Raw genomic sequence first — 25,801 nt, 5'->3', positions numbered from 1 at the left:
TAGATAACCTCAAAAAGAGGACTCGGGCTTTCCGTTCGGAACACAAAAAACTTCCCGTCCGTATTTTCCCCATAAAAAATGCCGTTTGAAGCCCGATTCCGGTTTTCAGACGGCATATGTTTTTTCCTGTTCAAGGCGACAGCCGCTCGCGTATCCAGCCGCCGTCCAGCAAACGGTATTGGATGCGGTCGTGCAGCCTGCTCGGTCTGCCCTGCCAAAACTCAATCAAATCGGGAATCACAATATAGCCGCCCCAATGCGGCGGACGCGGCACGTGCAAAGGATGTTTGAGTCCGACCGCCGCCGCCTTTGCCACCAATACCGCCTTGTTCGGAATAACCTCGCTCTGCGCGCTTGCCCACGCACCCAAACGGCTCTGATACGGGCGGCTTTCAAAATATTCGTCCGACAACTTCTCCGCCAGCCTTTCAACACGCCCTTCCACGCGCACCTGACGCTCCAGCTCCGGCCAAAAAAACGTCATCGCCACAAATGGATTGAGTTCCAGCGAACGCCCCTTGCGGCTGTGATAATTCGTAAAGAAAACAAAACCTTCAGAATTAACTTCCTTCAGCAGCACCATACGGCTGTTGGGTCTGCCGCGTCCGTCGACCGCCGCCACATTGACCGCCGTCGGCTCGTTGACCTGTGCGTGTACCGCCTCGTCCAACCACCGCTCGAACTGCTCGATCGGATTGTCGGCGCAATCGCCTTCCGACAATTCCCGTTTGCTGTAATCTTCCCGAATATTGTGCAAATCCATTTACCGCTCCTCTTATCATTTGAAAGATTCTACTCCCGCACATAAACCGATTTCAACCGTTGCACAAACTTTGTCCCCAAAGCCGCAGCGACGATTTCATCCGCAAAACCGCCGCATCAGGTACAATATCGAACCGTCCGACTGAGGACGGCATTTTATCAACCCGTCCTGCCGCACACGCCGCAGAAGAACCGCCTTATCAGGCGAGTTAGGAAAAATGATGTCCAAGCAACCCACCAGCAAACGCCAATGGCGCGACGGCGCAGCCCCGTCTGCCAAAAAAACCGCCAAACCGTTCAAAAGCAAAGCCCGTCCCAAAGGCGAAACGGGCAAAACCGCCGCCAAAGCTTACGGACAAAAAGCTTCAGACGGCATCAAGCCGCAACACGCCCCCAAACAGCGCGCCACCAAAGCCAAAAAACTCGTCGTCCGCAATCCCAACCAAAAAATTATGGAACACGCGCGCGATTTGAAAGAACGCCGCAGCGACCTGTCGCGCATGGAACCCGAACGCCTGCAAAAAGTGCTTGCCGCGTCCGGCGTCGGCTCGCGCCGCGAAATGGAAGAATGGATTACCAACGGCTGGATAACGGTCAACGGCAAAACCGCGCAACTGGGCGACAAAGTTACCCCCGACGACCACGTTACTGTCAAGGGCAGCATCATCAAGCTCAAATGGGCGGACCGCCTGCCGCGCATCATCCTGTATTACAAACAAGAAGGCGAAATCGTTTCCCGCGACGATCCGCAAGGCCGCGTCAGCATTTTCGACCGTCTGCCGCAGGCCGCCAGCAGCCGCTGGGTCGCCATCGGACGCTTGGACATCAACACCAGCGGACTTCTGATTCTCACCACCTCCGGCGAACTCGTCCAACGTTTCGCCCACCCCAGCTTCGAAGTTGAACGCGAATACGCCGTGCGCGTACTGGGCGGGCTGACTGGCGAACAAATGCGCGTCCTCACCGAAGAAGGCGTGATGCTCGAAGACGGCTTGGCAAAAGTCGAACGCATCCGAGAACAAGGCGGCGAAGGCGCGAACAAATGGTACAACGTCGTGATTAAAGAAGGCCGCAACCGCGAAGTGCGCCGCATTTTTGAAAGCCAAGGGCTCACCGTCAGCCGCCTCGTACGTGTCGGCTTCGGTCCCATCGGTCTGCCCAACCGCCTCAAACGCGGACAGTTCTACGAACTCAACCCCGCCGAAGTCGCCAACATCCTCAAATGGGCGGAAATGCTGCTGCCGGGCGAATACCGCCGCAAAAAAGCCTAAACCCGCCAAAACACAAAAATGCCGTCTGAAACATCTGCTGTTTCAGACGGCATTTTATTCGGGCGTTTTCAGGAGAAAAGGTCGAGTGCTTTGACAAAGACCATCACCACGCCGTAGGCGAGCGGTATGACGGCCAATGCCCAACGCCACCAGACCGATATGCCGCCGCCGGAAACTTTTTCACCCACAAGGTAAGCGTCGGATATGGCGGTTTCGTCGTCGGGGTTGCCGCTGTGTGCGGCGGTTTTGATGTCTTTTTCATGGTGTTTTTCGTGTACGGATTTGACGGCGAGGTTGCACAACAAACCGATAATCAGCAGGCACGCCATGATGTACATGGTTACGCTGTATGCCTGTGCCGCCGGTATGCCGCTGTCGATTTGGCTTTGGCGTATGTAATTGACCAGTACCGGGCCGATGACGGCGGCGGTTGACCAGGCCAGCAGGATGCGTCCGTGAATCGCGCCGACCTGATAGGTGCCGAACAGGTCTTTCAGGTAGGCGGGAATGGCGGCAAATCCGCCGCCGTACATGGAAATAATCACGCAAAAGCCGATGATGAACAGGGCTTTGCTGCCGCCCTCGCCGATGGAGGGAACGGCGAAATACAGCAGCGAACCGAGTACGAAGAAGATGGTGTAGGTGTTTTTGCGTCCGATTTTGTCGGAAACGCTCGACCATAAAAAGCGTCCGCCCATGTTAAACAGGCTGAGGAGGCTGACGAAGCCTGCCGCCGCACCTGCGCCGACTGCCGACTGCCTGCCTACGGAGGTTTCGGAAAAGAGTTCCTGAATCATCACGGATGCCTGACCCAATACGCCGATGCCGGCAGTTACATTCAGGCACAATACCCAGAACAACAGCCAAAACTGCGGCGTTTTCATGGCTTGGGACACGTTGACATGATTGCTGCTGACCAGCTTGTTTTGCGTTTTCGGCGCGGTATAGCCTTCAGGTTTCCAGCCGTCGGCAGGTACGCGGATGGTAAACGCGCCGAACATCATCAGTGCGAGGTAAAGCAGGCCCAATACGGCAAAGGTTTCGGCAACCCCGACCGAAGCGGCATTTGAAAAGGCGTTCATCAGTGATACGGAGAGCGGAGAGGCCAGCATTGCGCCGCCGCCGAAACCCATAATCGCCAAACCGGTCGCCATACCCGGCTTGTCGGGAAACCATTTCATCAGTGTGGAAACCGGCCCGATGTAGCCCAAACCCAAGCCTACGCCGCCAATGACGCCGTTGCCCAAATAAAGCAGGAAGAGGTTATGCGTACTCACGCCGAATGCGGATACGAAGAAGCCCAGGCTGAAACAGCAGGCGGCGGCAAATATGGCTTTGCGCGGCCCTACCCGTTCCATCCATGTACCGAACAGGGCGGCCGACGCGCCCAGCATCGCGAGTGCGATACTGAAAATCCAACCTACGGTCGTCAGCTTCCAATCTCCGGCTGCCGATTCGGTTATGCCGATAAGTTTGGTCAGCGGCGCGTTGAATACGGAATAGGCGTAAATCTGCCCGATGGCAAGATGCACCGCCAATGCTGCGGGCGGCACGAGCCAACGGTTGAAACCCGGCTTGGCAATGCTTGCCTCACGGTCTAAAAACTTCATAACATCCTCTTTCTGTCAGTTGAAAAATAAAAATTCATTTGCCCAATGGAAACTTATTGAAAACTATAAAAAAATATCGGGTCGGGTTTTTATCCGCCCCAAGATGCGCCGTCTGAAACATTTCAGGTGTGCGGAGAGGTTTCTGTTTTTTCCGATAAATTCCTGCGGCTTTTCGCTTCCGGATTCCCGCTTTTGCGGGAATGACGAATTAAAGATTATCTTAAGGTCAAGGGACTGGATTCCCGCTTTCGCGGGAATGACGGCAGAGGGGGAGCGGTTTTTCCGATTGGGTTTAAATACAATCGAACAAATCCTGCTGCCCTTGTTCTTTGCTTACGCGCACGTCGGTTTCGCCATCGGCGAAGATAATGTGCAGCTTCTGCCCCTGCTTCAAAACATCGGCATTGCGGATGACTTGTCCGCGTGTGTTTTTGACAACGGAAAAGCCGCGTTCCAAAATGTGCTGCGGCGAAACGGCTTCGAGCAGGGAGGCTTGGGCAGCAAGACTTTGGCGGCGCCGGACGAGCAGTTGGCTGAAGGCGGCGGGCAATGCCGTCTGAAGGCGGACGATGTTTTTTTTGCAAACGGAAATATCGGGGCGGCAATGTTGCAGGGCTTGGGTTTGGCGTTCGAAACGGGCGGTGTGGGCGCGGAGGTTTTGCGTCATAGAGTAAGACAGCGTTTGCGCCAGCTTGCTGATTGAAGCGCGCTGCTCGTCGAGTTTTTGGCGCGGGTGGCGGATTTGCCGCGCGAGCCAATCGAGTTTTTGGCTGGCATCGAAATAGCGTTGTTCCAAAACGGTTTTCAGACGGCCTTGGGCTTGGGCTAGACGATGTAACGATTCTTGGCGGTTGGGACTGACCAGTTCCGCCGCACCGGTCGGCGTGGGCGCGCGCACGTCGGCGACGAAGTCGGCGAGCGTGAAATCGGTTTCGTGTCCCACGCCGCTGACGACGGGAATCGCGCAGGCTTCGATTGCGCGTACGACCGGTTCTTCATTAAACGCCCACAAGTCTTCAATGCTGCCGCCGCCGCGACAGACAATCAACACGTCGCATTCGGCGCGTTGCGATGCGGTTTTAATCGCTTGTGCGATTTGCAATTCGCTGCCTGTACCTTGAACGGGTGTCGGATAAACGATAACGGGGATTTCGGGCGCGCGGCGGTTTAAGGTAGTAACGACATCGCGCAAAGCCGCCGCCGCCAGGCTGGTTACGATGCCGATACATTGCGGACGGACGGGCAAAGGTTTTTTGCGTTCCGCCGCAAACGCGCCTTCCGCCTGCAACTGCGCCTTCAACCGCTCGTAGGCTTCGTAAAGCTGCCCCAAACCTTTGAGCCGTACCTCGTTCACCGTAATCTGAAATTCACCCCGCGCCTCGTAAATGCTGATTTTGCCCGACACTTCGATATGGTCGCCTTCTTTCAAAGGTTTCGCCAAACGCGCCGCCGCACCCTTGAACATCGCGCAACGCACCTGCGCGCGGCTGTCTTTGAGCGAGAAATAATAATGCCCGCTGGCGGCACGGGTCAGGTTGGACACTTCGCCCGCAATCCACAGGCCGGCAAGGTGGTTTTCCAAAATACTTTTGGCAAATGCGTTCAACTCGGAAACGGACAACACGTCAGAATGAAAAAAATCAGACATCGGATCAATCAAATAATAAAAAATATGAATATGTTTTGAAGCCCAAGGCGGCATCAGGTCGCCTAAATTGTCAACAATATTATAACACGCGCCATCTTGCCGCCCGCCTTTTCTCGTATGACTTTTTTAAGCGGGGAATGGGAAAAATATTCATCAACCTGCCTACAATCTATTCAAATTGAACCGCCGACAAGCTATGATGCGGATATTTTCGACAGGAGGAACCATGGATACGCAGGCAGTTATCACACATATCGCCCGATGGTTGGACGAATACGCCGCTCAGGCAAATGTAAAAGGATTCGTCGTAGGCGTTTCCGGCGGCATCGATTCCGCCGTCGTCTCCGCACTCGCCGCCCGCACCGGCCGCACCACGCTGCTTCTGGATATGCCGATACGCCAACACCCCGGTCAGCTTGAGCGGGCAAGGCTGCACATCCGCAATCTGCAACGGCAATATGCCAATGTAAGCGCACAAACGGTCGATCTGACCGACACCTTCCAGACCTTTGAACAAACCGTCGGTGTTCATCAGACGGCATTTGACAATCAGCCGCTTTCCCTCGCCAACGCCAGAAGCCGCCTGCGTATGCTGACCCTGTACTACTACGGGCAGATACACGGACTGCTGGTTACGGGGACAGGTAATAAAATTGAAGATTTCGGCGTGGGATTTTTTACCAAATATGGCGACGGCGGCGTGGACATCAGCCCGATTGCCGACCTGACCAAAACGCAGGTTTACCGGCTTGCCGAAGCATTAGGCGTGGATGAGGCGATTCAAAAAGCCCCTCCGACCGACGGCCTGTGGGATACGGAACGCACCGACGAAGAACAGATGGGCGCAAGCTATCCCGAACTGGAGTGGGCAATGGGCGTGTACGGCACGCGCAAACCCGAAGATTTTGAAGGGCGGCAGCGCGAAGTTCTGGAAATCTATACGCGGCTTCACCGCGCGATGCAGCACAAAATTAACCCGATTCCCGTGTGCCGCATTCCGCCCGAATTGCTGGGCTGAAACATGAAAATGCCGTCTGAAACGGAAAACCGTATTTCAGACGGCATGGAAATATCCGACTCCTATCCCTTAAGAATCGAGTACGCGGGCAAACAGAATATCGTTTTCCAAATGAATGTGGTCGTTCAAATCCTCCACCATTTCTTTGGCCAAAGCGTAAAGCCGTGTCCAGCTTCCACAAGCCCCTTCGGGCACTTGGAAATTATCGGTCAGCTCTTTGAGCCGTGCGATGGCGCGGTCGTGTTCTTCATGTTCGTGCATCATCACGCTGATAGGCATCGCCGCACCCCGGCCGACACCCTGATGGATCATCGGAAACAGCATCCTTTCCTCTTTCATCATATGCATCAGCAGTTCGTTCTGCATATAGGCAAGCAGCTCGGCAATTTCTGCCGGAAAGGTATCGGCATGAACTTGGGCCACTTTTTGCGCCAGCGGCACCAATTCTTCAAATTGTGCACGGTGTACATTGTGGTAGCGTTGCAGGATATGATCGACAGTCGCACCAAAGGGAGCAGTTTCCCAAACGGAAAAATCAGTCATGGCAGGGTTCCTTTTATTTATAGGGTTTCGGGTTTGGTTTTGAACATTCATACTTTAAGAATCTATTTAAACGGAGCATACACCGCCCGCGCGTTTATGTACAGCCTCAAACGTATTCCTTACATTTTGATAATAAAAGTAATTTTCAGAAATAAAATACTGTCCGAACCGTTTTTTTAGAATTTGCAAAGGCGATTGGGGCGGTACAGAAAAACTATTATCCCGCCCGCCCACTTGAAATTTTTATGCCTAAGCCCTATCCTGCACGCTATCGTGCCAATCCCAACCGAAAAGGAAAAATAATGAGCAGCGAATTAATCGTACACACCGGCGATGCCGCTTTCGAGCAAGATGTTTTGAAATCCGACCTCCCCGTCCTGCTGGACTTTTGGGCCCCTTGGTGCGGCCCATGCAAAATGATTGCCCCGATTTTGGACGACATTGCCGCCGAATTTGAAGGCCGTCTGAAAGTAGTCAAACTCAATATCGATGACAATGAGGCCACCCCGTCCCGTTTCGGCGTACGCGGTATTCCGACCCTGATGGTGTTCAAAAACGGCGAAGTCGTCGCCACCAAAGTCGGCGCATTGGCAAAAGGTCAGCTGACCGCCTTTGTTGAGGCTTCCATCGCCTAACGGCAATATGAAAAAAAGCCGCCGGAATTTAATCCGGCGGCTTTTTTTGTTTTAAGCCTTTTTACGGATTTCCCAACACTGATGGATTTTCTTGTTGCGGAAATCGTCGGGAACGGATTGTTTGGAAATGTCTTTGACGGCGTATTGTTCTGATACCGCATCGTCTAAGACGAAGCTGCGCAGGTTGTTGGAAAAGTACAAAATGCCGTCTGAAGCGAGCAGCTTCATCGCGCCGTCAATCAGCTTTTTGTGATCGCGCTGAATGTCGAGGATGCCGGGCATTTTCTTGCTGTTGGAAAAACTGGGCGGATCCATCACAATGAGGTCGAACTGCCTGCCTTCCCCATATGCCGTCTGAAGGTATTGGAACACGTCGGCGCGGACGATTTTGTGCCGTTCCGTATCGATGCCGTTCAATTCAAAATTGCGTCTTGCCCAATCGAGATAAGTGTTGGACAAATCGACAGTTTCGCTAGATGCCGCGCCGCCGGTGGCGGCATAGACGGTGAAGCTGCCGGTGTAGGAAAACAGGTTTAAAAAACGTTTGCCCGCCGCCGTTTCGCCGACTTTTTTGCGCGTGTTTCGATGATCCAAAAAAAGCCCCGTATCCAAATACTTATCAAGGTTGACCCAAAACTTGCGGCCGTTTTCGGTGATGACGAAATCGTCGCCGGTTTTGCCGGTTTTTTCGTATTGCTGCAAGCCTTTTTGGCGTTCGCGGCGTTTGAGGTGGATTTGTTCGGGCGAAAAACCGGTAACGAAGGCGACGGCTTCCAAGACTTCGGCAAGCCACGCTTCGTATTCTTCGGGCTGCATCAGCCAGCCGGTATCGTATTCCTGAAGGTGGATTTGGTCGCCGTAAACATCGACGGCAAAGGGGAATTGGGGGATGTCGCGGTCGTAAATGCGCCAGGCTTCGATGCCGTTGCGTTTCGCCCATTTCATAAGGTGTTTGATGTTTTTGCCCAAGCGGTTGGCAAACGGTGTGATGTCGGTCATTGATTTCAGGCGGAATAAAGTGGAAAACGGCAATTTTACTGTAATTAACGCCCGATTGCTTGACCGTTTCGGGCAAACCCTATACCATCCGCCGATTATCTTGTTATACGAAGCCATCGCCTTCCAACCTAAACCGCCCTTACTGGCGCGTTTCTTTTGTTGCTTGCATATTTGTCAAGCCTTTCTGTGCAGGTTGTCGTCGATGTAAACCACAAGCAAGCCGCTTGCGACAACCCTGTAACTTCACATTCCCCGTATCGTTACCCTTCCCTGCTTCAGGCCGTCTGAACCTTTCGGACGCGGGCGTTGTTGTCTTCCAAGGATAGCCATGTCTATTAAATTTGCCGATTTGAACCTTGATAAAAACATTTTGTCCGCCGTCAGCAGCGAGGGTTACGAAAGCCCGACCCCGATTCAGGCGCAGGCGATTCCGTCCGCCTTGGAAGGCCGCGACATTATGGCTTCGGCGCAAACCGGCTCCGGCAAAACCGCCGCCTTTCTGTTACCGACTTTGCAGCGGCTGACCAAACGCAGCGAAAAACCGGGCAAAGGCCCGCGTGCTTTGGTGTTGACCCCGACCCGCGAACTGGCGGCTCAAGTCGAGAAAAACGCGCTGGCGTATGCCAAAAATATGCGTTGGTTCCGTACCGTCAGCATCGTCGGTGGTGCATCGTTCGGCTACCAAACCCGCGCCCTGAGCAAACCGGTCGATCTGATTGTCGCCACGCCGGGTCGTCTGATGGACCTGATGCAAAGCGGCAAAGTTGATTTTGAACGTTTGGAAGTACTGATTTTGGACGAAGCCGACCGTATGTTGGATATGGGCTTTATCGACGACATCGAAACCATCGTGGAAGCAACGCCGAGCGACCGTCAGACTTTATTGTTCTCCGCCACTTGGGACGGCGCGGTCGGCAAACTGGCGCGCAAACTGACCAAAGACCCTGAAGTCATCGAAGTCGAACGCGTGGACGACCAAGGCAAAATCGAAGAACAACTGCTGTACTGCGACGATATGCGCCACAAAAACCGCCTGCTCGACCACATCCTGCGTGATGCCAACATCGACCAATGCGTGATTTTCACGTCCACCAAAGCCATGACCGAAGTCATCGCGGATGAATTGTACGAAAAAGGTTTCGCCGCCAACTGCCTGCACGGCGATATGCCGCAAGGCTGGCGTAACCGCACACTGATGGATTTGCGCAAAGGCCGCTGCAAAATTTTGGTTGCCACCGATGTAGCCGCACGCGGTATCGACGTACCGACCATTACCCACGTCATCAACTACGACCTGCCGAAACAGGCGGAAGACTACGTCCACCGCATCGGCCGTACCGGCCGCGCAGGCCGTACCGGTATTGCGATTACGTTTGCCGAAGTGAACGAATACGTCAAAGTCCACAAAATCGAAAAATACATTAACCGAAAACTGCCCGAACTGACCATCGAAGGCATGGAACCGACCCGCAAACGCAAATCCGCAGGCGGCAAGCCAAAAGGCAAAGGCGGCTGGGGCGATCGTAAAGCCGGCGGCCGGCGCGGCGATCATAAACCGGGCAAAGAAGGCTTCGGCGGCAAAACGCGCGGCGAAGGTTTCAAGAAAGACGGTTTCAAAAAAACCGGTGAAGGCTTCAAAGGCAAACGCAAAGCCGGCGATTCTTTTGCAGGCAAAAGCGAACGCCGTTACAAAGACCGCTAAGCCCCAACCTGCCGCGTAAACCAATGCCGTCTGAAACCGATTTCGGGTTTCAGACGGCATTTTTGCAATGTTTCAGCACCGCCCGGCTTTGATACCCAAAGGATTAGGCTGTAATAAAAACCCTTTTCCGCTTTGGCAACGATTGAAAATTTCCGTAAATTCAAATATCTAGATTCCTTCCTGCACGGGAATGACACGGAAGGGTTTCAGATGCAGGGTGGGCATTCCTGCCCACCAAATCCCGCCCTTGCAACGGTGGGCAAGAATACTCGCCCTACGGCTTGACTGTTCGATATGATGCCGTCTGAAAACCCAACGGCGGCATGACAATGCCGCCCTGCCAACGCACGTAAATCAGAATTGCCATCCCGACATCAAACGCTTGGAAAGGAAATGCCGTCTGAAAATCAAACAGCGACATAACAATGCCCCTTCAAACAAATACAAAAATGCCGTCTGAAAGCCCTTCAGACGGCATGGCGCGACGGGTTTACCGCCTCCTGCCGAAACCGCGCATAGCGGGGCGGCGGTAATTGGCGGGCGGGCGCGTTGTCGGGCGGTAACGCTGCGCCTGCGCCGCCTGTTGTTTTGCACGGAGGCTGCGCGTGTTCAAATCCCTGCTGGTGCGCGCATTGGGATGTGCGGACTGATGGTAGGCGGCACGCGCGCGCCGGGCGACGGGACTGTCTTGGTTGCCCGCCCGTGTGAATTTGTTTGCCAGCGCGTTGCCGATAAACGCGCCTGCCGCCGCGCCGACCAGGCTTTGCAGCAGCCAGCTTCCGGTGGATTGATCGTAAATATACTGCTGCCCGTCTTTGCCGGTAACGGGCTGACCGTTATTGCCGTTTGCCTGTGCTTCGGCAGGAATGGTGTCTTTGACTGCTTCGGGAGTCAGTTGGTAAACCGTATCGTCTGCCTGCTGTGCGAGCTGCTGCTGCAGGGCTTCAATCTGTTTCTGCTGCTGTTTGAGCCGCACCTGCGTGTCGTCTTGGCAGGCGGCGAGTGCGAATGTTGCGATAAGCGCGGAGGCGATGATTTTTTTCATGTGTGTCCTGTTTGGGTGGAAAATCGGTTTTATTGTATCGCCGTCGGGAATTTTGGCAAGCATTCTGCCGACAAATCGTGATGTTTACAGGGGCAGGGTGTGCAGTTTGCGGACAAATGCGAGGCTGTTGGCGACTGGGTTGCCTTTGTTTTCGACTTCGTGTTCGGTTTCTACGGTCAGCAGGCGGCGGTTTTTGTGTTTGTTCAGGCTCAATTCGGCTTGTGCGGGTGTGAAAAACAGGCGGTGTTTTTCGGCAAAGCGGCGGGCGCGCTTGTTTGCGGTTTTCAAAATCTGAAGCAGCGATACGTCAAGATGGAAGCGTCGCACACCCAATACGAGAATCCGTGCGGCAAAAAAATCGGCGGCATCGGTAAACTCGGCGGGGCTGCTGCGGCTGAAGTCGTGCCGTTCGGCGGCTATCAGGGCGGCAACGGTGCGGATTTGCGGAATCATCGATTCGCTGATAAGTGTGTCGTCCCGCCCTGCATCGAGAAGCATTGGGGAAAAATCCTGTGCATCATCGACAATAATGCTGCAAGTGTGCAGGGTTTCGTTTTGTACGGCGGTTTGGGGCATTGCATTCATGGTCATTTTCCTGATTCTGTCGTGTGTTGCCGAATCGGGCGACCTGTGTGAAGATAACAAAAAAGCCGCCCCGTTTTCGAGCGGCCTGTTTTGCGTATGGGATGGATTTCAAGCAAGCGCAAAAAAGTACCGCACGTCTGTGTGGTACCAATAGCAGTAAGCGGTTGTAAACGTTTTGCCTTGCATAATGAAATGCCGTCTGAAGATAAAAATATGGGGAGAGTCTAAATCAAAACGCTGCCTCACCTCAAGCATTTTATCGAAATTTTTTTGATTTTTCATCTATCCGATTGAAAATATTCTGGTTTATTTTTACCGCTGCCCGATATTGTCGGCAATTTCCCTTTATCCGCCTTGAAAAACGGTGCATAATCCCGAACAAAACCGCAATCAGGAGCAATTATGCAAAACTATCTGACCCCCAATTTCGCCTTTGCCCCGATGATTCCCGAACGCGCTTCAGGCAGCCGCGTTTGGGATACGGAAGGGCGTGAATATATTGATTTTTCAGGCGGCATCGCCGTCAATGCGCTGGGACACTGCCACCCTGCCCTTGTCGATGCTTTAAACGCGCAGATGCACAAGCTGTGGCACATTTCCAATATCTATACGACGCGGCCGGTGCAGGAATTGGCGCAAAAATTGGTTGCAAACACTTTTGCCGACAAGGTTTTTTTCTGCAACTCGGGCGCGGAGGCGAATGAGGCGGCGTTGAAGCTGGCGAGGAAATATGCGCGCGACCGTTTCGGCGAAGGCAAAAGCGAAATCGTCCCCTGTATCAACAGTTTCCACGGGCGCACGCTGTTTACCGTGTCCGTCGGCGGTCAGCCGAAATACAGCAAGGATTATGCACCCCTGCCGCAAGGCATTACGCACGTTCCGTTCAACGATATTGCCGCGCTGGAAGCTGCCGTCGGCGAACAGACCTGCGCGGTCATCATCGAGCCGATACAGGGCGAAAGCGGCATCCTGCCCGCCACTGCGGAATATTTGCAAACCGCGCGCCGTCTGTGCGACCGGCACAATGCGTTGTTGATTTTGGACGAAGTTCAAACCGGGATGGGGCATACGGGCAGGCTGTTTGCCTATGAACATTACGGCGTTGTTCCCGATATTTTGAGTTCGGCAAAAGCCTTGGGCTGCGGCTTTCCGATCGGCGCGATGCTGGCGACAGAAAAGATTGCCGCCGCCTTCCAACCCGGCACGCACGGCTCGACTTTCGGCGGCAACCCGATGGCGTGTGCGGTCGGCAGCCGCGCCTTCGACATCATCAACGCGCCGGAAACTTTAAACCATGTCCGTGAACAGGGGCAGAAACTTCAGACGGCATTGCTGGATTTGGGCAGGAAAACGGGCTTGTTCTCACAGGTTCGCGGGATGGGGCTGCTACTCGGCTGCGTGTTGGACGAAGCCTATCGCGGACGCGCATCCGAAATCACCGCCGCCGCCTTGAAACACGGCGTGATGATTTTGGTTGCGGGTGCGGACGTATTGCGTTTCGCGCCTTCGCTACTGTTGAACGATGAGGATATGGCGGAAGGTTTGCGACGTTTGGAACACGCGCTGACGGAATTTGCCGCGACATCAGACAATCCGTAAAACTCAAATGCCGTCTGAAGGCGGGAAGGCTTCAGACGGCATCAGAAACAAAAAACCACTTCGGAAACGTGGTTCAACGTTCCGAAGCGGTTTTGTTTGCCATCAGGACTCGAACACCAATTCCGGTTCCCTGCCCTCTTCGATGACTGCCTTACCGACCACCACTTTTTTCAAGCCTTGCAAATCGGGCAGGCGGTACATCGTATCCAACAGGCAGCGTTCGACGATGGAACGCAGGCCGCGCGCGCCGGTTTTGCGCTCCATTGCCTGACGCGCGATGGAACGCAATGCGCCTTCTTCAAATTCCAGTTCGACATTTTCCATACCGAACAACGCCTGATACTGCTTGACCAAAGCATTTTTCGGCTCGGTCAAAATATTAATCAGCGCGTCTTCGTCCAATTCTTCTAAAGTTGCAATCACAGGCAAACGTCCGATTAATTCCGGAATCAGACCGAATTTAATCAAGTCTTCCGGTTCGACGATGCCGAACAGCTTGGTAATGTCGGCATTTTCGTCCTTGCTGTGAACGGACGCGCCGAAACCGATACCGCCTTTCTCTGTGCGCTGGCGAATCACTTTTTCCAAGCCTGCAAACGCGCCGCCGCAGATAAACAGGATGTTGGTGGTATCGACGTTGATAAATTCCTGATTTGGATGCTTGCGACCGCCTTGGGGCGGAACGCTGGCTACCGTGCCTTCAATCAGTTTCAGCAAGGCTTGTTGCACACCTTCGCCGGATACGTCGCGGGTAATCGACGGGTTGTCGCTTTTGCGTGAAATTTTATCGATTTCGTCGATATAGACAATGCCGCGCTGGGCTTTTTCGACATCGAAATCACATTTACCCAAAAGCTTGGTAATGATTTGCTCGACGTCTTCACCGACATAACCTGCTTCAGTCAAAGTTGTGGCATCCGCCATCACGAACGGCACATCCAGTTTGCGCGCCAAAGATTGCGCCAGCAGGGTTTTACCCGATCCGGTCGGGCCGATAAGCAGGATGTTGGATTTCGACAATTCGACATTACCGCCGACTTTAGGATGGCGCAGGCGTTTGTAATGGTTGTACACCGACACCGCCAAGGCTTTCTTGGCTTGTTCCTGACCGATAACGTGGTCGTTAAGGTTGGCGACGATTTCGGCGGGTGTGGGCAGCTTGCCGGATTCTTCCGATGTCTGTCCGGCACTTTCCGGAGGCGTGCCGTCATTTCCGTCTTCATGCAATATTTCAATACAGTTTGAGACACATTCGTCGCAGATAAAGGCGTTTTCGCCCTCAATCAAATATTTGACGTGTTCTTTGGATTTTCCGCAAAAGGAACAGGTACGGTTTTCGTTGGACATGGCTTTCTTTACAATGTATGCGTTGCAGAAACGGCACGCGCCGTTCGGGTTGCCAAGTATAATAACTATATCCGTGCTTATCAATACAAAAGAATAGCATACATCTCAAGAATCAATTCTCTCGACTGAGATGTATATACCAACCATTTTTTATAGGACGATATAACTCTATATTTGCAGAATATCTTTGAGCAACTTGATCCAAATTTTCCTCCGTAATTCTTTCTACGATATACATTTCAGTGCTGGGATCTAAGGCAACCTCTTTATCGTAGTTCTTTATATGATTCTCAAGATTTGGAGTATAGACATACTCCTTGTACCCTCCGCTGATAGAAACACCCCATGTATGAAAGAGCAAACATACTTCTGATATCCCATCATACTGTATGCTAATAATATCCAGTCTCTTGATTAAAGAGTCCAATTCCTTTTTATCTTTAGATGAAATAACATAGGCTGTACTATCTGTTTCGTCATAAGGGGGATAATGAAATCTATCGTACTTAACAGAAATTTTTCTCAATCTCTCAAATTCAGACTCGTAGAGATTGAAATGCTCTAACATTTGATGATCTGACGACACATTATTTCTTGTACACCCAAAAAGCAAAAAAATGAATGTAATTAAAAAGAATATTAATAATTTAGGCATTTCTTGATATTTACAGGTTTGTTATCTTGATAAGATTTATAGATTTCATCTAAGATAACTTGAGCCGTTAAAAAAGAAGGAGTTCCTCCATATCTATTATATAGTCTGAAACCTATTTTGATAGCTTCATTATCACTCGCATCATCAAAAGCTGCTAAAAATCTGCATCCCAAAGTTCTCTAATCCGATTTAGAATGTATTGAGAAACCCATGCCCCCAAATTTCGATTATTATCTCTCAACTGTGCTACTCCTGCCCCGGCTGTTAACTCCCATTCTGTAAACCCAACCGCTTTTCCGATAAAACCATAGTGTATATTTAGACCACAAATCATAGAAAAACAAGAAATGTTTATTCTTATCACAAGACCAATGTTTATACCCTTGAAGCCTTTGTATTGCCTTCTTGTGATCCCAAGGACATCCTGCCACGTATTACCTTAAAATCCCGCCGATTCGGCTATAATACGCCCCTTCGCAACCGCCCCGGCGGCAGAAATGCCGTCTGAAACCAAATCTGAGGATATTCATGAAAAAACCCCAACGCGGCTACGCCCGCCAAGACCGTGTCAAAGAACAAATTATGCGCGAGCTTGCCGAACTCGTCCGTACCGGACTGAAAGACCCGCGCGCCGGCTTCATTACCGTCAACGAAGTCGAAGTTACCCGCGATTACAGCCACGCCACCGTGTTCTATACGGTTTTAAACCAAGACGCGCGCGAAATTACGGAAGAAGTGCTGGAACACGCACGCGGACACCTCCGCAGCGAATTGGCCAAACGCATCAAGCTGTTCAAAATCCCCGAGCTGCATTTCAAATACGACGAATCCTTAGAGCGTGGTATGAACCTGTCTGCCCTTATCGATCAAGTGGCGGCGGAAAAACCGGTTGAAGACTGATACTGCTAGAATGAACAATCTGATTCCCGAACATTTAGCCGCCTATGCACATAGTGATAGCCTGCAAATTGAAGGCAGGCATCGTTGCTTTTCATTATCCTGCCAAGGTAGAGATATTTTCCACATCCGTTACTATGGAGAGCCTTTTGATGGATTGATTACCGATACTGATAAGGCTCCGGTAAAAATTGTGGCGGTAGAAGCTGTAAGCGGCAATGAAATCGTATTGTTTGATGGCGCGGAACATGGCTATAACGCTATGTTTTGCGACAAATATAGTCCAAATCAAAAGCAAAACAGAACGTTAACTGATTTGGATGAGTATACTTACCGGGTTCTGATCCATCTTTATTACAATATAAACTACGAAGATGAATATGAAGATTTCGTCAATTCTGAAGGACAAGTCCCCTTAATTGATGGCCGCATCATTAGTTTTGACTCATTAAAACGAAATGGCTTTGATGCAATCAGCGTTGATCTAATTGATGAAAAACACTCTGTTCGTGAATTATTGAATGAAGAATTAAGCTGACACGCAGGCCGTCCGAACCCTTTCAGACGGTCTGAACATTAATATTCCCTAATTAATATGACCAATAAACCCGCCAAACGCCCGGTCAACGGCGTTCTTCTTCTCGACAAATCCGAAGGCCTTTCCAGCAACACCGCCCTACAAAAAGCGCGGCGTTTGTTCCGTGCCGAAAAAGCCGGGCATACCGGCGTGCTCGATCCTTTGGCAACCGGACTTTTGCCCGTCTGCTTCGGCGAAGCGACCAAGTTCGCCCAATATCTGATTGATGCCGACAAAGCCTACACCGCCACGCTGAAACTCGGCGAAGCCAGCAGCACGGGGGATGCCGAAGGCGAAATCGTTGCTACCGCCCGCGCCGATATTTCCTTAGCCGAATTTCAGACGGCCTGCCAAGCCCTGACAGGCAACATCCGCCAAGTGCCGCCAATGTTTTCCGCGCTCAAACACGAAGGCAAACCACTGTACGAATACGCGCGCAAAGGCATCGTCATCGAACGCAAAACGCGCGACATTACCGTTTACGCCATCGATATTGTCGAATTTGACGCGCCCAAAGCCGTCATTGGCGTACGTTGCAGCAAAGGTACCTACATCCGCACCCTCAGCGAAGACATCGCCAAACACATCGGCACGTTCGCACACCTGACCGCCCTGCGCCGCACCAAAACCGCCGGTTTTACCATCACCCAAAGCCACACGCTTGAAGCCTTGGCAAACTTGGACGAAACAGAACGCGACAGCTTGCTGCTACCCTGCGACGTATTGGTTTCACACTTCCCCCAAACCGTTTTAAACAATTATGCCGTCCATATGCTCCAATGCGGACAACGGCCGCGTTTCGAGGAAGACCTGCCTTCCGATACGCCGGTACGCGTTTACACGGAAAACGGCCGCTTTGTCGGACTGGCGGAATATCAAAAAGAAATATGCCGTCTGAAAGCGTTGCGGCTGATGAATACTGCGGTGTCCGCCGTCTGAATGGGAATTAAAAATATGATGCCGTCCGAACCATGTGTTCAGACGGCATCGTATTTTTCAGTATTTAAACCGTTTCCCTACCCCAATCTTTACCCCTTAAAATCGAGGCATCGACATCTTGAATATCGCGGTGTCCCGTAAACGCCATAGATATATCCATTTCTTTATACAGGATTTCCAGCGCACGGGTTACGCCTTCTTCGCCATACGCGCCTAAACCATACAGGAACGCGCGTCCGATCATCGTGCCTTTCGCACCCAAAGCCCACGCCTTCAAAATATCCTGACCGCTACGGATGCCGCTGTCCATCCAAACTTCGATGTCGCTGCCCACTGCGCTGACGATGTCGGGCAATGCCTTGATGGCGGACACGGTATCGTCGAGCTGGCGGCCGCCGTGGTTGGAAACGACCAATGCATCCGCACCGCTTTTCGCTGCTTTTTCCGCGTCTTCAGGTTCCATAATGCCTTTGATAATCAGCTTGCCGCCCCACAAATCTTTAATGCGGGCGACGTCGTCCCAGCTCAGGCGCGGGTCGAATTGTTCGGATGTCCAAGAAGACAGCGAAGACAAATCGCCGACGTTTTTGGCGTGTCCGACGATATTGCGGAACGTGCGGCGTTCCGTGTTCAGCATTTTCATGCACCATTCGGGCTTGGTCGCCAGATTGATTAAATTGGCGATGGTCGGTTTCGGCGGCGCAGACAGGCCGTTTTTGATATCTTTGTGGCGTTGCCCCAAAACCTGCAAATCGGCGGTCAAAACCAATGCCGAACATTTGGCATCCTTCGCGCGCTTAATCAGGTTTTCCATAAACTCGCGGTCGCGCATCACATAAAGCTGAAACCAAAACGGCGCGCTAGTGTTCTCGGCAACGTCTTCAATCGAGCAGATGGACATGGTCGAGAGCGTAAACGGAATGCCGAACTTCTCCGCCGCCCGCGCCGCCAAGATTTCGCCGTCAGCGTGCGCCATGCCGGTAAAACCCGTCGGCGCAATCGCCACCGGCATTTTCACATCCTGCCCGATCATTTTGGTCTCAAGACTGCGTCCCTCCATATTGACCAATACCTTTTGTCGGAAGCGGATATCTTTAAAATCCGAAGTATTTTCTCGATAAGTCGTTTCCGTCCACGAACCCGAATCGATGTAATCGTAAAACATACGCGGCATTTTGCGCTTGGCAACGCGGCGCAAGTCTTCGATGCAGGTCATTTTGCTCAAATCACGTTTCATTTGTCGCCCCTGAATACCTGAATAACTTTATATGAAATAGATAATGTATATCAATATTGATTATAAGGCAAATCATTTCAACATTTGCCGCACCCGCCGCCGCTCCCACTTCAAGCGGCATAAGGTTTAAAATTCAAAAATAACAAATTAAAATCAAAATATTAAAAACCAATCAATCTGCCGATTTAAACAGCCAATCGCGCAATCCGCCTCCATACTTGACTGAAACACTCAGATATTGGACAATTCCGCCCACTATAAAAAAAGCCGACACGGGCAACCACCACCATGAGACTGACCACCAAAGGGCGTTTCGCCGTTACCGCTATGCTGGATTTGGCGATGAACGCGCAAACCGGCGCCGTCAAACTCAGTGCCATCAGCGAACGCCAAAACATATCCCTCTCCTATCTCGAGCAATTGTTCGGCAAACTCCGCCGCGCCGGACTGGTTGAAAGCCTGCGCGGGCCCGGCGGCGGCTACATCCTCGCTGCCCCTCCCGCACAAATCAACATCGCCCAAATCATTTCCGCCGCCGAAGACCGGCTGGACGCGACCCAATGCGGCAGCAAAGCCAACTGCCACCACGGCGCGCCCTGCCTGACGCACGACCTTTGGGAGAATTTAAACAAAACCATCAACGACTACCTCGGCAGCGTTACCCTGCAAAGCATCATCGAACAGAAAAACAACGGCGACGGCAGCCGCGTCGTCCAATTTACACACATCCATTAAATAACACCCGAAAAAGAAAGAGCAAACCATGACCGTCAAAACCCCCGTTTACCTCGACTACGCCGCCACTACCCCCGTTGACAAACGCGTTGCCGAAAAAATGATTCCCTATCTGACCGAAACCTTCGGCAACCCCGCCTCCAACAGCCACGCATTCGGCTGGGAAGCAGAAGAGACCGTCGAAAAAGCCCGCGCCGACATCGCCGCCCTGATTAATGCCGATCCCAAAGAAATCATCTTCACCAGCGGCGCGACCGAGTCCGACAACCTCGCCATCAAAGGTGCGGCAAACTTCTACAAAACCAAAGGCAAACACCTCATCACCGTCAAAACCGAACACAAAGCCGTGCTCGACACGATGCGCGAACTCGAACGCCAAGGTTTTGAAGTAACCTACCTCGGCGTTCAAGAAAACGGTTTGATTAATCTGGAAGAACTCAAAGCCGCCATCCGCGACGACACCATCCTGATTTCCGTAATGTGGGTAAACAACGAAATCGGCGTAGTGCAAGACATTCCCGCCATCGGCGAAATCTGCCGCGAACGCAAAATCGTCTTCCACGTCGATGCCGCCCAAGCCTGCGGCAAAGTGCCTGTCGATGTCGAAGCCGCCAAAATCGACCTGCTCTCGATGTCCGCGCACAAAGTGTACGGCCCCAAAGGCATCGGCGCGCTGTACGTCCGCCGCAAACCCCGCGTCCGCCTCGAAGCCCAAATGCACGGCGGCGGTCACGAACGTGGCTTCCGCAGCGGCACATTGCCGACCCACCAAATCGTCGGTATGGGCGAAGCCTTCCGCATCGCCAAAGAAGAACTCGAACAAGATATGGCGCACTACCGCAAACTGCGCGACATCTTCCTCAAAGGTATCGAAGGCATCGAAGAAGTCTATATCAACGGCGACCTCGAACACCGCGCCCCGAACAACCTGAACGTCAGCTTCAACTTCGTCGAAGGCGAAAGCCTGATTATGGCAGTGAAAGAACTCGCCGTATCCAGCGGCTCCGCCTGCACCTCCGCCTCGCTCGAACCCAGCTACGTCCTGCGCGCACTCGGTCGCAACGACGAACTGGCGCACTCATCCCTGCGCATCACCTTCGGTCGCATGACCACTGAAGAAGAAGTGCAATTCGCCGCCGAACTGATTAAATCCAAAATCGGCAAACTGCGCGAACTGTCGCCGTTGTGGGAAATGTTCAAAGACGGGATTGATTTGAACTCGATTGAATGGGCGGCGCATTAAAGCGTACCAACATGCCGTCCGAACCTTCAGACGGCATTCCAAAAACAAAGCAATCAAGAGAAAAATATGAACGAACAAGATTTAGATTTGGACAACCTCGACAACCTGCTTGACGATTTCGACGGCGTTACCGTGGAAGGCGGCGTCGATTCAGAGAATGATGACGGCTGCGAAGGCGGCGCGTGCAAAATCTAATTCAGGCCGTCTGAAAACCGGCAAACAAACCACTGAAACCATCAAAAAACATTAAGGAAACCACATCATGGCATACAGCGATAAAGTAATCGACCACTACGAAAATCCCCGCAACGTCGGCACATTCGACAAAAACGACGATTCCGTCGGCACCGGCATGGTCGGTGCGCCGGCCTGCGGCGACGTGATGCGTCTGCAAATCAAAGTGAACGATGAAGGTATCATCGAAGATGCGAAATTCAAAACTTACGGCTGCGGTTCCGCCATCGCTTCGTCCAGCCTGATTACCGAGTGGGTCAAAGGCAAAAGCTTGGATGACGCGCTGGCAATCAAAAACAGCGAAATCGCCGAGGAATTGGAATTGCCACCGGTAAAAATCCACTGCTCCATTTTGGCGGAAGACGCGGTAAAAGCGGCCGTTGCCGACTACCGTAAACGTCAGGAAAACAGATAAAGCCCTTCAAACGGCATCGTCCCACAATGCCGTCCGAACCGCCCGCCGCTTCGGGTTCGTCTGAGGCGGTACAACAAGGAAAAAATATGATTACCCTTACCGAGAATGCCGCAAAACACATCAATGACTATCTCACCAAACGCGGCAAAGGCTTGGGCGTACGCTTGGGTGTGAAAACCAGCGGCTGCTCGGGGATGGCGTACAACCTTGAATTTGTCGATGAAGCCGACGGCGACGACCTGATTTTTGAAGGACACGGCGCACGCATTTATATCGACCCGAAAAGCCTGGTTTATCTGGACGGCACACAAGTCGATTACACCAAAGAAGGTTTGCAGGAAGGTTTCAAATTTGAAAACCCCAATGTCAAAGACTCCTGCGGCTGCGGCGAGAGCTTCCACGTTTAAGGCATAAAAACGGCGGGACAGTATCAAAACCGTCCCGCCATTTTTTCGCTTCCTGCCTGTTGTAGCTGCCTTTGCCTTTCCTTTTCCGTTCCACCTTGTGCCGGAACAAATCGGATTTCACTAAGGCTTTTAAAGCATTGTCGCGTATTTTGCCTTTATTGTGCTGCACTTTGCCGCCCATATTCAGTCCTTTCGTTTAAGAAGCGGCAGATTATAAGGCAAAAACAGTTTTCTGCCAAAATCTTACATTTATCATCCTACTATGTCCCAATATTTCACCCTCTTCCGGATTGAACCCGCTTTCGATATCGACACCGAAAACTTGGAACAAACCTACCGCGCCTTGGCCGCCCGTTTCCATCCCGATAAATTCGCTTCAGCTTCCGCCTTTGAGCAAAAGCAGGCAGTGATGATGTCTTCCACCATCAACGATGCCTACCGTACCTTGAAAAATCCCATCGACCGCGCCGCGTACCTGTTGAAAACGCAGGGCATTGATGCCGATGCGCCGGAGCATACCTCTTTCGCTCCCGACTTCCTCATGCAGCAAATGGAATGGCGCGAAACGCTGATGGAGGCACGGGCAGAAAGCGACCTGAAAACTTTGGAAAATCTGAATGACGAAATCCGTGCCGAACAAGAAAAACTGTTCTGCGACCTGAAACAGTCATTCGCGCGCCAAGACTACGACACCGCCGCACAACAAGTCCGCCAAGGCAGGTTTCTCAACAAACTCCGCAACGAAATCTCCTCCGCATTATAATCTGCACCGTGTTTCAGACGGCATACCCGCTTCATACGCCATGCCGTCCGAACATAGGGCTACCCGCCCACAACAGACAAAAGCCGTGGAGGAACATCCAAAAAATAACATTTGTTGCGGGAGGCAATGCCGAACCTCCGCCTGCATCCGTTTTTTAATGACGTGCGCCAGCGTTTCGGCATTGCCCCCATTCTATCCTTTACCGGCAGAAAAGCTTTCTTCGGACGGCATGCCAAAATCGGCATCAGCTTCGGCAAAGACCGTCCCGAAAGCACACATACCTGCACATCAAACTTTTTCAATCCGCCCGTTTTTCCTCCTCGCATTCCCATCCGAAAACATACCGTCTTCATCCACCTGTTCCTCTAAATCGAAAAACGCCAATACGTCCCACCAATCACCGTCATCGGCACGATACGCCATCTTCCCCTCCGTCCCGTTTTCCTATGGAAAGGATTATGCCCCGATGCCGTCTGAAATGCCGCCTGTACAAATTTGTGGAAGCCGGACGCTTCCTGCCGCATTTTGCCCGCGCCTTTCAGACGGCATATCCGGCCGCCGCACCGCTTCATGTTGAAATATGCTAAAATAAGCAACAATTTTTTGCCATACGAAACATTGAAACCATGACCGACGCAACCATCCGCAACGACCACAAATTCGCCCTCGAAACCCTGCCCGTCAGCCTTGAAGACGAGATGCGAAAAAGCTATCTCGACTACGCCATGAGCGTGATTGTCGGGCGCGCACTGCCGGACGTGCGCGACGGTCTCAAACCCGTACACCGCCGCGTGCTGTACGCCATGCACGAGCTGAAAAACAACTGGAATGCCGCCTACAAAAAATCGGCGCGCATCGTCGGCGACGTCATCGGTAAATACCACCCCCACGGCGATTCCGCAGTTTACTACACCATCGTACGCATGGCGCAGGATTTTTCGATGCGTTATGTACTGATTGACGGTCAGGGCAACTTCGGCTCGGTTGACGGCGACGGCGCAGCAGCGATGCGTTATACCGAAATCCGCATGGCGAAAATCGCCCACGAAATGCTGGCGGACATCGAAGAAGAAACCGTCAATTTCGGCCCGAACTACGACGGCAGCGAACACGAGCCGCTGGTGTTGCCGACCCGCTTCCCCGCGCTGTTGGTCAACGGCTCGTCCGGTATCGCCGTCGGTATGGCGACCAACATCCCGCCGCACAACCTCACCGACACCATCAACGCCTGTCTGCGCCTTTTGGACGAACCCGAAACCGAAATCGACGAATTGATCGACATCCTGCAAGCCCCCGATTTCCCGACCGGCGCAACCATCTACGGCTTGAGCGGGGTGCGCGAAGGCTATAAAACCGGCCGCGGCCGCGTTGTTATGCGCGGTAAGACCCATATCGAACCCATAGGCAAAAACGGCGAACGCGAAGCCATCATCATCGACGAAATCCCGTATCAGGTGAACAAAGCCAAGCTGGTGGAAAAAATCGGCGAACTGGTGCGCGAAAAAACCTTGGAAGGCGTATCCGACCTGCGCGACGAATCCGACAAATCCGGTATGCGCGTCGTTATCGAATTGAAACGCAACGAAAACGCCGAAGTCGTTTTAAACCAACTCTATAAACTCACCCAGCTTCAAGACAGCTTCGGTATCAACATGGTTGCCTTGGTGGACGGTCAGCCGCGCCTGCTGAACCTGAAACAGATTTTGGCGGAATTCCTGCGCCACCGTCGCGAAGTCGTTACCCGCCGCACCCTGTTCCGCCTGAAAAAAGCACGTCATGAAGGCCATATCGCCGAAGGTAAAGCCGTCGCCTTGTCCAATATCGACGAGATGATTCGGTTGATTAAAGAATCCGCTGACGCGCCTGAAGCCAAAGAAAAACTGCTGTCCCGCGCATGGCGCAGTGGCTTGGTGGAAGACATGTTGAGCCGTACCGACCTCGACCTGCGCATGGCACGTCCCGAAGGTTTGCCCGCCAACCTCGGCTTACAGGAACAAGGCTATTATCTGAGCGAAATCCAAGCCGACGCCATCCTGCGTATGAGCTTGCGCAACCTGACCGGTCTCGACCAAGAAGAAATCGTCGGCGACTACAAAAACATTATGGCAAAAATCATCGACTTTTTGGACATTTTGGCAAAGCCGGAACGCATCACCCAAATCATCCACGAAGAATTGGAAGAAACCAAAACCAATTTCGGCGACGAACGCCGCAGCGAAATCAACCCGTTCGGCGGCGACATTGCCGATGAAGACCTGATTCCGCAACGCGAAATGGTCGTTACCCTGACACATGGCGGTTATATCAAAACCCAGCCGACCACCGACTATCAGGCGCAGCGTCGCGGCGGACGCGGCAAACAGGCTGCCGCCACCAAAGACGAAGACTTCATCGAAACCCTGTTTGTTGCCAACACGCATGATTATTTGATGTGCTTTACCAATTTGGGCAAGTGCCACTGGATTAAGGTTTACAAGCTGCCCGAAAGCGGACGCAACAGCCGCGGCCGTCCGATAAACAACGTCATCCAGTTGGAAGAAGGCGAAAAAGTCAGCGCGATTTTGGCAGTACGCGAGTTTCCCGAAGACCAATACGTCTTCTTCGCCACCGCGCAGGGAATGGTGAAAAAAGTCCAACTTTCCGCCTTTAAAAACGTCCGCGCCCAAGGCATCAAAGCCATCGCGCTCAAAGAAGGCGACTACCTCGTCGGCACCGCGCAAACAGGCGGTGCGGACGACATCATGCTGTTCTCCAACTTGGGCAAAGCCATACGCTTCAACGAATACTGGGAAAAATCCGACAACGGCGAAGCGGAAGATGCCGACATCGAAACTTTAGACGGCATCGAAGACGAAACCGCCGACAGCGAAAACGCCCTGCCGAGTGGCAAACACGGTGTTCGCCCGTCCGGCCGCGGTAGCGGCGGTTTGCGCGG

At 52.5% G+C, this 25,801-nt stretch carries 30 protein-coding genes; 18 read left to right on the top strand and 12 right to left on the bottom strand.

Features of this window, described 5'->3' with window-relative positions; translation table 11 throughout:
* Positions 1 to 130: 130 nt before the first annotated feature.
* Positions 131 to 763: a pyridoxamine 5'-phosphate oxidase gene (gene pdxH / locus KEM39_RS01615; protein WP_118997200.1), complete on the bottom strand. Its 633-nt coding sequence runs from the start codon at positions 761 to 763 to the stop codon at positions 131 to 133.
* A gap of 59 nt (positions 764 to 822) precedes the next feature.
* Between pdxH and KEM39_RS01610 the strand changes: the two genes are divergently transcribed.
* Together KEM39_RS01610 and KEM39_RS01605 are read left to right on the top strand one after the other, a co-directional pair.
* Positions 823 to 975: a hypothetical protein gene (locus KEM39_RS01610; RefSeq protein WP_003695397.1), complete on the top strand. Its 153-nt coding sequence runs from the start codon at positions 823 to 825 to the stop codon at positions 973 to 975.
* A gap of 8 nt (positions 976 to 983) precedes the next feature.
* Complete coding sequence (locus KEM39_RS01605; RefSeq protein WP_192886300.1) at positions 984 to 2,033, top strand: pseudouridine synthase; 1,050 nt, start codon at positions 984 to 986, stop codon at positions 2,031 to 2,033.
* Positions 2,034 to 2,101: 68 nt separating this feature from the next.
* Here the strand turns inward: KEM39_RS01605 and KEM39_RS01600 are convergent, their stop codons facing one another.
* Both KEM39_RS01600 and xseA read right to left on the bottom strand, forming a co-directional pair.
* Positions 2,102 to 3,643: an OFA family MFS transporter gene (locus KEM39_RS01600; protein WP_118997202.1), complete on the bottom strand. Its 1,542-nt coding sequence runs from the start codon at positions 3,641 to 3,643 to the stop codon at positions 2,102 to 2,104.
* Between the two features lie 292 nt (positions 3,644 to 3,935).
* Positions 3,936 to 5,291 carry an exodeoxyribonuclease VII large subunit gene (gene xseA / locus KEM39_RS01595; protein ID WP_211709512.1) on the bottom strand — a complete coding sequence of 452 codons (1,356 nt, stop codon included), beginning with the start codon at positions 5,289 to 5,291 and terminating at the stop codon, positions 3,936 to 3,938.
* A 196-nt stretch (positions 5,292 to 5,487) separates the two neighbouring features.
* Between xseA and nadE the strand changes: the two genes are divergently transcribed.
* On the top strand, positions 5,488 to 6,309 hold the full coding sequence (nadE, locus tag KEM39_RS01590; RefSeq protein WP_118997204.1) for an NAD(+) synthase: 822 nt from the start codon (positions 5,488 to 5,490) through the stop codon (positions 6,307 to 6,309).
* Positions 6,310 to 6,378: 69 nt separating this feature from the next.
* On the opposite strand, the gene dnrN is transcribed toward nadE, so the two are convergent.
* Positions 6,379 to 6,852, bottom strand: a complete 474-nt coding sequence (dnrN, locus tag KEM39_RS01585; protein ID WP_118997205.1) for an iron-sulfur cluster repair protein DnrN — start codon at positions 6,850 to 6,852, stop codon at positions 6,379 to 6,381.
* A gap of 302 nt (positions 6,853 to 7,154) precedes the next feature.
* On the opposite strand from dnrN, the gene trxA reads away from it, so the two are divergent.
* Positions 7,155 to 7,487, top strand: a complete 333-nt coding sequence (gene trxA, locus KEM39_RS01580; protein ID WP_003713684.1) for a thioredoxin TrxA — start codon at positions 7,155 to 7,157, stop codon at positions 7,485 to 7,487.
* A gap of 51 nt (positions 7,488 to 7,538) precedes the next feature.
* On the opposite strand, the gene KEM39_RS01575 is transcribed toward trxA, so the two are convergent.
* Positions 7,539 to 8,486, bottom strand: coding sequence for a class I SAM-dependent methyltransferase (locus KEM39_RS01575; protein WP_192886301.1), 948 nt, complete (start codon positions 8,484 to 8,486; stop codon positions 7,539 to 7,541).
* Between the two features lie 328 nt (positions 8,487 to 8,814).
* Between KEM39_RS01575 and KEM39_RS01570 the strand changes: the two genes are divergently transcribed.
* Positions 8,815 to 10,188 carry a DEAD/DEAH box helicase gene (locus tag KEM39_RS01570; protein ID WP_118997207.1) on the top strand — a complete coding sequence of 458 codons (1,374 nt, stop codon included), beginning with the start codon at positions 8,815 to 8,817 and terminating at the stop codon, positions 10,186 to 10,188.
* A gap of 490 nt (positions 10,189 to 10,678) precedes the next feature.
* Here the strand turns inward: KEM39_RS01570 and KEM39_RS01565 are convergent, their stop codons facing one another.
* Both KEM39_RS01565 and KEM39_RS01560 read right to left on the bottom strand, forming a co-directional pair.
* Positions 10,679 to 11,233 (bottom strand): hypothetical protein, encoded by a 555-nt coding sequence (locus tag KEM39_RS01565; RefSeq protein ID WP_118997314.1) that lies wholly within the window; start codon positions 11,231 to 11,233, stop codon positions 10,679 to 10,681.
* Positions 11,234 to 11,317: 84 nt separating this feature from the next.
* Positions 11,318 to 11,818 (bottom strand): hypothetical protein, encoded by a 501-nt coding sequence (locus KEM39_RS01560; RefSeq protein WP_118997208.1) that lies wholly within the window; start codon positions 11,816 to 11,818, stop codon positions 11,318 to 11,320.
* A gap of 402 nt (positions 11,819 to 12,220) precedes the next feature.
* Here KEM39_RS01560 and KEM39_RS01555 point away from each other — a divergent pair, with 402 nt between their 5' ends.
* Positions 12,221 to 13,417, top strand: coding sequence for an aspartate aminotransferase family protein (locus KEM39_RS01555; RefSeq protein ID WP_118997209.1), 1,197 nt, complete (start codon positions 12,221 to 12,223; stop codon positions 13,415 to 13,417).
* Positions 13,418 to 13,519: 102 nt separating this feature from the next.
* Here KEM39_RS01555 and clpX read toward each other — a convergent pair whose 3' ends face one another.
* The 3 genes from clpX to KEM39_RS11940 form a co-directional block, all read right to left on the bottom strand.
* Positions 13,520 to 14,764 (bottom strand): ATP-dependent Clp protease ATP-binding subunit ClpX, encoded by a 1,245-nt coding sequence (gene clpX / locus KEM39_RS01550; RefSeq protein WP_211709511.1) that lies wholly within the window; start codon positions 14,762 to 14,764, stop codon positions 13,520 to 13,522.
* Positions 14,765 to 14,876: 112 nt separating this feature from the next.
* Complete coding sequence (locus tag KEM39_RS01545; protein ID WP_211709510.1) at positions 14,877 to 15,332, bottom strand: hypothetical protein; 456 nt, start codon at positions 15,330 to 15,332, stop codon at positions 14,877 to 14,879.
* Between the two features lie 241 nt (positions 15,333 to 15,573).
* Positions 15,574 to 15,753, bottom strand: coding sequence for a polymorphic toxin type 44 domain-containing protein (locus KEM39_RS11940; protein WP_418029858.1), 180 nt, complete (start codon positions 15,751 to 15,753; stop codon positions 15,574 to 15,576).
* A 194-nt stretch (positions 15,754 to 15,947) separates the two neighbouring features.
* Here KEM39_RS11940 and rbfA point away from each other — a divergent pair, with 194 nt between their 5' ends.
* From rbfA to truB, 3 genes are read left to right on the top strand one after another with little or no spacing between them, the layout of a single operon-like run.
* Positions 15,948 to 16,319 (top strand): 30S ribosome-binding factor RbfA, encoded by a 372-nt coding sequence (gene rbfA, locus KEM39_RS01535; protein WP_025458478.1) that lies wholly within the window; start codon positions 15,948 to 15,950, stop codon positions 16,317 to 16,319.
* Positions 16,320 to 16,329: 10 nt separating this feature from the next.
* Entirely contained in the window at positions 16,330 to 16,854 is a 525-nt protein-coding gene (locus tag KEM39_RS01530) for a hypothetical protein (protein WP_211709526.1), read from the top strand.
* Positions 16,855 to 16,911: 57 nt separating this feature from the next.
* Complete coding sequence (gene truB / locus KEM39_RS01525; protein WP_211709508.1) at positions 16,912 to 17,832, top strand: tRNA pseudouridine(55) synthase TruB; 921 nt, start codon at positions 16,912 to 16,914, stop codon at positions 17,830 to 17,832.
* Positions 17,833 to 17,896: 64 nt separating this feature from the next.
* Here the strand turns inward: truB and KEM39_RS01520 are convergent, their stop codons facing one another.
* A complete protein-coding gene (locus KEM39_RS01520) occupies positions 17,897 to 19,069 on the bottom strand; it encodes an alpha-hydroxy acid oxidase (RefSeq protein WP_002213180.1) in 1,173 nt (390 codons plus the stop codon).
* A gap of 288 nt (positions 19,070 to 19,357) precedes the next feature.
* Here KEM39_RS01520 and iscR point away from each other — a divergent pair, with 288 nt between their 5' ends.
* From iscR to iscA, 5 genes are all read left to right on the top strand, one after another.
* Complete coding sequence (gene iscR, locus KEM39_RS01515) at positions 19,358 to 19,804, top strand: Fe-S cluster assembly transcriptional regulator IscR (protein ID WP_003688879.1); 447 nt, start codon at positions 19,358 to 19,360, stop codon at positions 19,802 to 19,804.
* A 28-nt stretch (positions 19,805 to 19,832) separates the two neighbouring features.
* A complete protein-coding gene (locus KEM39_RS01510; protein ID WP_118796727.1) occupies positions 19,833 to 21,047 on the top strand; it encodes an IscS subfamily cysteine desulfurase in 1,215 nt (404 codons plus the stop codon).
* Between the two features lie 66 nt (positions 21,048 to 21,113).
* Positions 21,114 to 21,242, top strand: coding sequence for a hypothetical protein (locus KEM39_RS11815; RefSeq protein WP_002216985.1), 129 nt, complete (start codon positions 21,114 to 21,116; stop codon positions 21,240 to 21,242).
* Between the two features lie 67 nt (positions 21,243 to 21,309).
* The gene (iscU, locus tag KEM39_RS01505; protein ID WP_211709507.1) at positions 21,310 to 21,696 is read left to right on the top strand and encodes a Fe-S cluster assembly scaffold IscU; all 387 of its coding nucleotides are present in this window, start codon (positions 21,310 to 21,312) and stop codon (positions 21,694 to 21,696) included.
* Between the two features lie 86 nt (positions 21,697 to 21,782).
* The gene (gene iscA, locus KEM39_RS01500; RefSeq protein ID WP_211709525.1) at positions 21,783 to 22,103 is read left to right on the top strand and encodes an iron-sulfur cluster assembly protein IscA; all 321 of its coding nucleotides are present in this window, start codon (positions 21,783 to 21,785) and stop codon (positions 22,101 to 22,103) included.
* On the opposite strand, the gene KEM39_RS01495 is transcribed toward iscA, so the two are convergent.
* Positions 22,063 to 22,284, bottom strand: a complete 222-nt coding sequence (locus tag KEM39_RS01495) for an alternative ribosome-rescue factor A (RefSeq protein ID WP_003751095.1) — start codon at positions 22,282 to 22,284, stop codon at positions 22,063 to 22,065. The genes iscA and KEM39_RS01495 overlap by 41 nt on opposite strands.
* An 81-nt stretch (positions 22,285 to 22,365) precedes the next feature.
* Here KEM39_RS01495 and hscB point away from each other — a divergent pair, with 81 nt between their 5' ends.
* From hscB to gyrA, 4 genes are all read left to right on the top strand, one after another.
* On the top strand, positions 22,366 to 22,866 hold the full coding sequence (gene hscB / locus KEM39_RS01490) for a Fe-S protein assembly co-chaperone HscB (RefSeq protein ID WP_211709506.1): 501 nt from the start codon (positions 22,366 to 22,368) through the stop codon (positions 22,864 to 22,866).
* Between the two features lie 126 nt (positions 22,867 to 22,992).
* A complete protein-coding gene (locus KEM39_RS01485) occupies positions 22,993 to 23,235 on the top strand; it encodes a hypothetical protein (protein WP_211709505.1) in 243 nt (80 codons plus the stop codon).
* An 89-nt stretch (positions 23,236 to 23,324) separates the two neighbouring features.
* Entirely contained in the window at positions 23,325 to 23,453 is a 129-nt protein-coding gene (locus tag KEM39_RS11810; protein WP_300989517.1) for a hypothetical protein, read from the top strand.
* Between the two features lie 39 nt (positions 23,454 to 23,492).
* Positions 23,493 to 25,801, top strand: a 2,309-nt coding sequence (gene gyrA, locus KEM39_RS01480) for a DNA gyrase subunit A (RefSeq protein WP_211709504.1), incomplete at its 3' end; no start/stop codon positions are given.

Source organism: Neisseria sp. Marseille-Q1983, from assembly GCF_018224585.1.
GTDB lineage: Bacteria > Pseudomonadota > Gammaproteobacteria > Burkholderiales > Neisseriaceae > Neisseria > Neisseria polysaccharea.
Note: the sequence above shows the minus strand (reverse complement) of the source record. Positions and strands in the feature narration are given on the sequence as shown.

What these genes read in the sequence shown, in the direction of transcription:
- KEM39_RS01520 (WP_002213180.1), bottom strand. Translation starts at nt 19,069, where the DNA reads ATGAAACGTGATTTGAGCAAAATGACCTGCATCGAAGACTTGCGCCGC.
- KEM39_RS01530 (WP_211709526.1), top strand. Translation starts at nt 16,330, where the DNA reads ATGAACAATCTGATTCCCGAACATTTAGCCGCCTATGCACATAGTGAT.
- pdxH (WP_118997200.1), bottom strand. Translation starts at nt 763, where the DNA reads ATGGATTTGCACAATATTCGGGAAGATTACAGCAAACGGGAATTGTCG.
- KEM39_RS11810 (WP_300989517.1), top strand. Translation starts at nt 23,325, where the DNA reads ATGCCCCGATGCCGTCTGAAATGCCGCCTGTACAAATTTGTGGAAGCC.
- trxA (WP_003713684.1), top strand. Translation starts at nt 7,155, where the DNA reads ATGAGCAGCGAATTAATCGTACACACCGGCGATGCCGCTTTCGAGCAA.
- KEM39_RS01545 (WP_211709510.1), bottom strand. Translation starts at nt 15,332, where the DNA reads ATGTTAGAGCATTTCAATCTCTACGAGTCTGAATTTGAGAGATTGAGA.
- KEM39_RS01605 (WP_192886300.1), top strand. Translation starts at nt 984, where the DNA reads ATGTCCAAGCAACCCACCAGCAAACGCCAATGGCGCGACGGCGCAGCC.
- dnrN (WP_118997205.1), bottom strand. Translation starts at nt 6,852, where the DNA reads ATGACTGATTTTTCCGTTTGGGAAACTGCTCCCTTTGGTGCGACTGTC.
- xseA (WP_211709512.1), bottom strand. Translation starts at nt 5,291, where the DNA reads ATGTCTGATTTTTTTCATTCTGACGTGTTGTCCGTTTCCGAGTTGAAC.
- KEM39_RS01485 (WP_211709505.1), top strand. Translation starts at nt 22,993, where the DNA reads ATGCCGAACCTCCGCCTGCATCCGTTTTTTAATGACGTGCGCCAGCGT.
- clpX (WP_211709511.1), bottom strand. Translation starts at nt 14,764, where the DNA reads ATGTCCAACGAAAACCGTACCTGTTCCTTTTGCGGAAAATCCAAAGAA.
- truB (WP_211709508.1), top strand. Translation starts at nt 16,912, where the DNA reads ATGACCAATAAACCCGCCAAACGCCCGGTCAACGGCGTTCTTCTTCTC.
- iscA (WP_211709525.1), top strand. Translation starts at nt 21,783, where the DNA reads ATGATTACCCTTACCGAGAATGCCGCAAAACACATCAATGACTATCTC.
- KEM39_RS01600 (WP_118997202.1), bottom strand. Translation starts at nt 3,643, where the DNA reads ATGAAGTTTTTAGACCGTGAGGCAAGCATTGCCAAGCCGGGTTTCAAC.
- KEM39_RS01510 (WP_118796727.1), top strand. Translation starts at nt 19,833, where the DNA reads ATGACCGTCAAAACCCCCGTTTACCTCGACTACGCCGCCACTACCCCC.
- KEM39_RS01495 (WP_003751095.1), bottom strand. Translation starts at nt 22,284, where the DNA reads ATGGGCGGCAAAGTGCAGCACAATAAAGGCAAAATACGCGACAATGCT.
- KEM39_RS01565 (WP_118997314.1), bottom strand. Translation starts at nt 11,233, where the DNA reads ATGAAAAAAATCATCGCCTCCGCGCTTATCGCAACATTCGCACTCGCC.
- KEM39_RS01575 (WP_192886301.1), bottom strand. Translation starts at nt 8,486, where the DNA reads ATGACCGACATCACACCGTTTGCCAACCGCTTGGGCAAAAACATCAAA.
- KEM39_RS11815 (WP_002216985.1), top strand. Translation starts at nt 21,114, where the DNA reads ATGAACGAACAAGATTTAGATTTGGACAACCTCGACAACCTGCTTGAC.
- KEM39_RS11940 (WP_418029858.1), bottom strand. Translation starts at nt 15,753, where the DNA reads ATGATTTGTGGTCTAAATATACACTATGGTTTTATCGGAAAAGCGGTT.
- iscR (WP_003688879.1), top strand. Translation starts at nt 19,358, where the DNA reads ATGAGACTGACCACCAAAGGGCGTTTCGCCGTTACCGCTATGCTGGAT.
- KEM39_RS01555 (WP_118997209.1), top strand. Translation starts at nt 12,221, where the DNA reads ATGCAAAACTATCTGACCCCCAATTTCGCCTTTGCCCCGATGATTCCC.
- nadE (WP_118997204.1), top strand. Translation starts at nt 5,488, where the DNA reads ATGATGCGGATATTTTCGACAGGAGGAACCATGGATACGCAGGCAGTT.
- iscU (WP_211709507.1), top strand. Translation starts at nt 21,310, where the DNA reads ATGGCATACAGCGATAAAGTAATCGACCACTACGAAAATCCCCGCAAC.
- KEM39_RS01560 (WP_118997208.1), bottom strand. Translation starts at nt 11,818, where the DNA reads ATGAATGCAATGCCCCAAACCGCCGTACAAAACGAAACCCTGCACACT.
- hscB (WP_211709506.1), top strand. Translation starts at nt 22,366, where the DNA reads ATGTCCCAATATTTCACCCTCTTCCGGATTGAACCCGCTTTCGATATC.
- rbfA (WP_025458478.1), top strand. Translation starts at nt 15,948, where the DNA reads ATGAAAAAACCCCAACGCGGCTACGCCCGCCAAGACCGTGTCAAAGAA.
- KEM39_RS01570 (WP_118997207.1), top strand. Translation starts at nt 8,815, where the DNA reads ATGTCTATTAAATTTGCCGATTTGAACCTTGATAAAAACATTTTGTCC.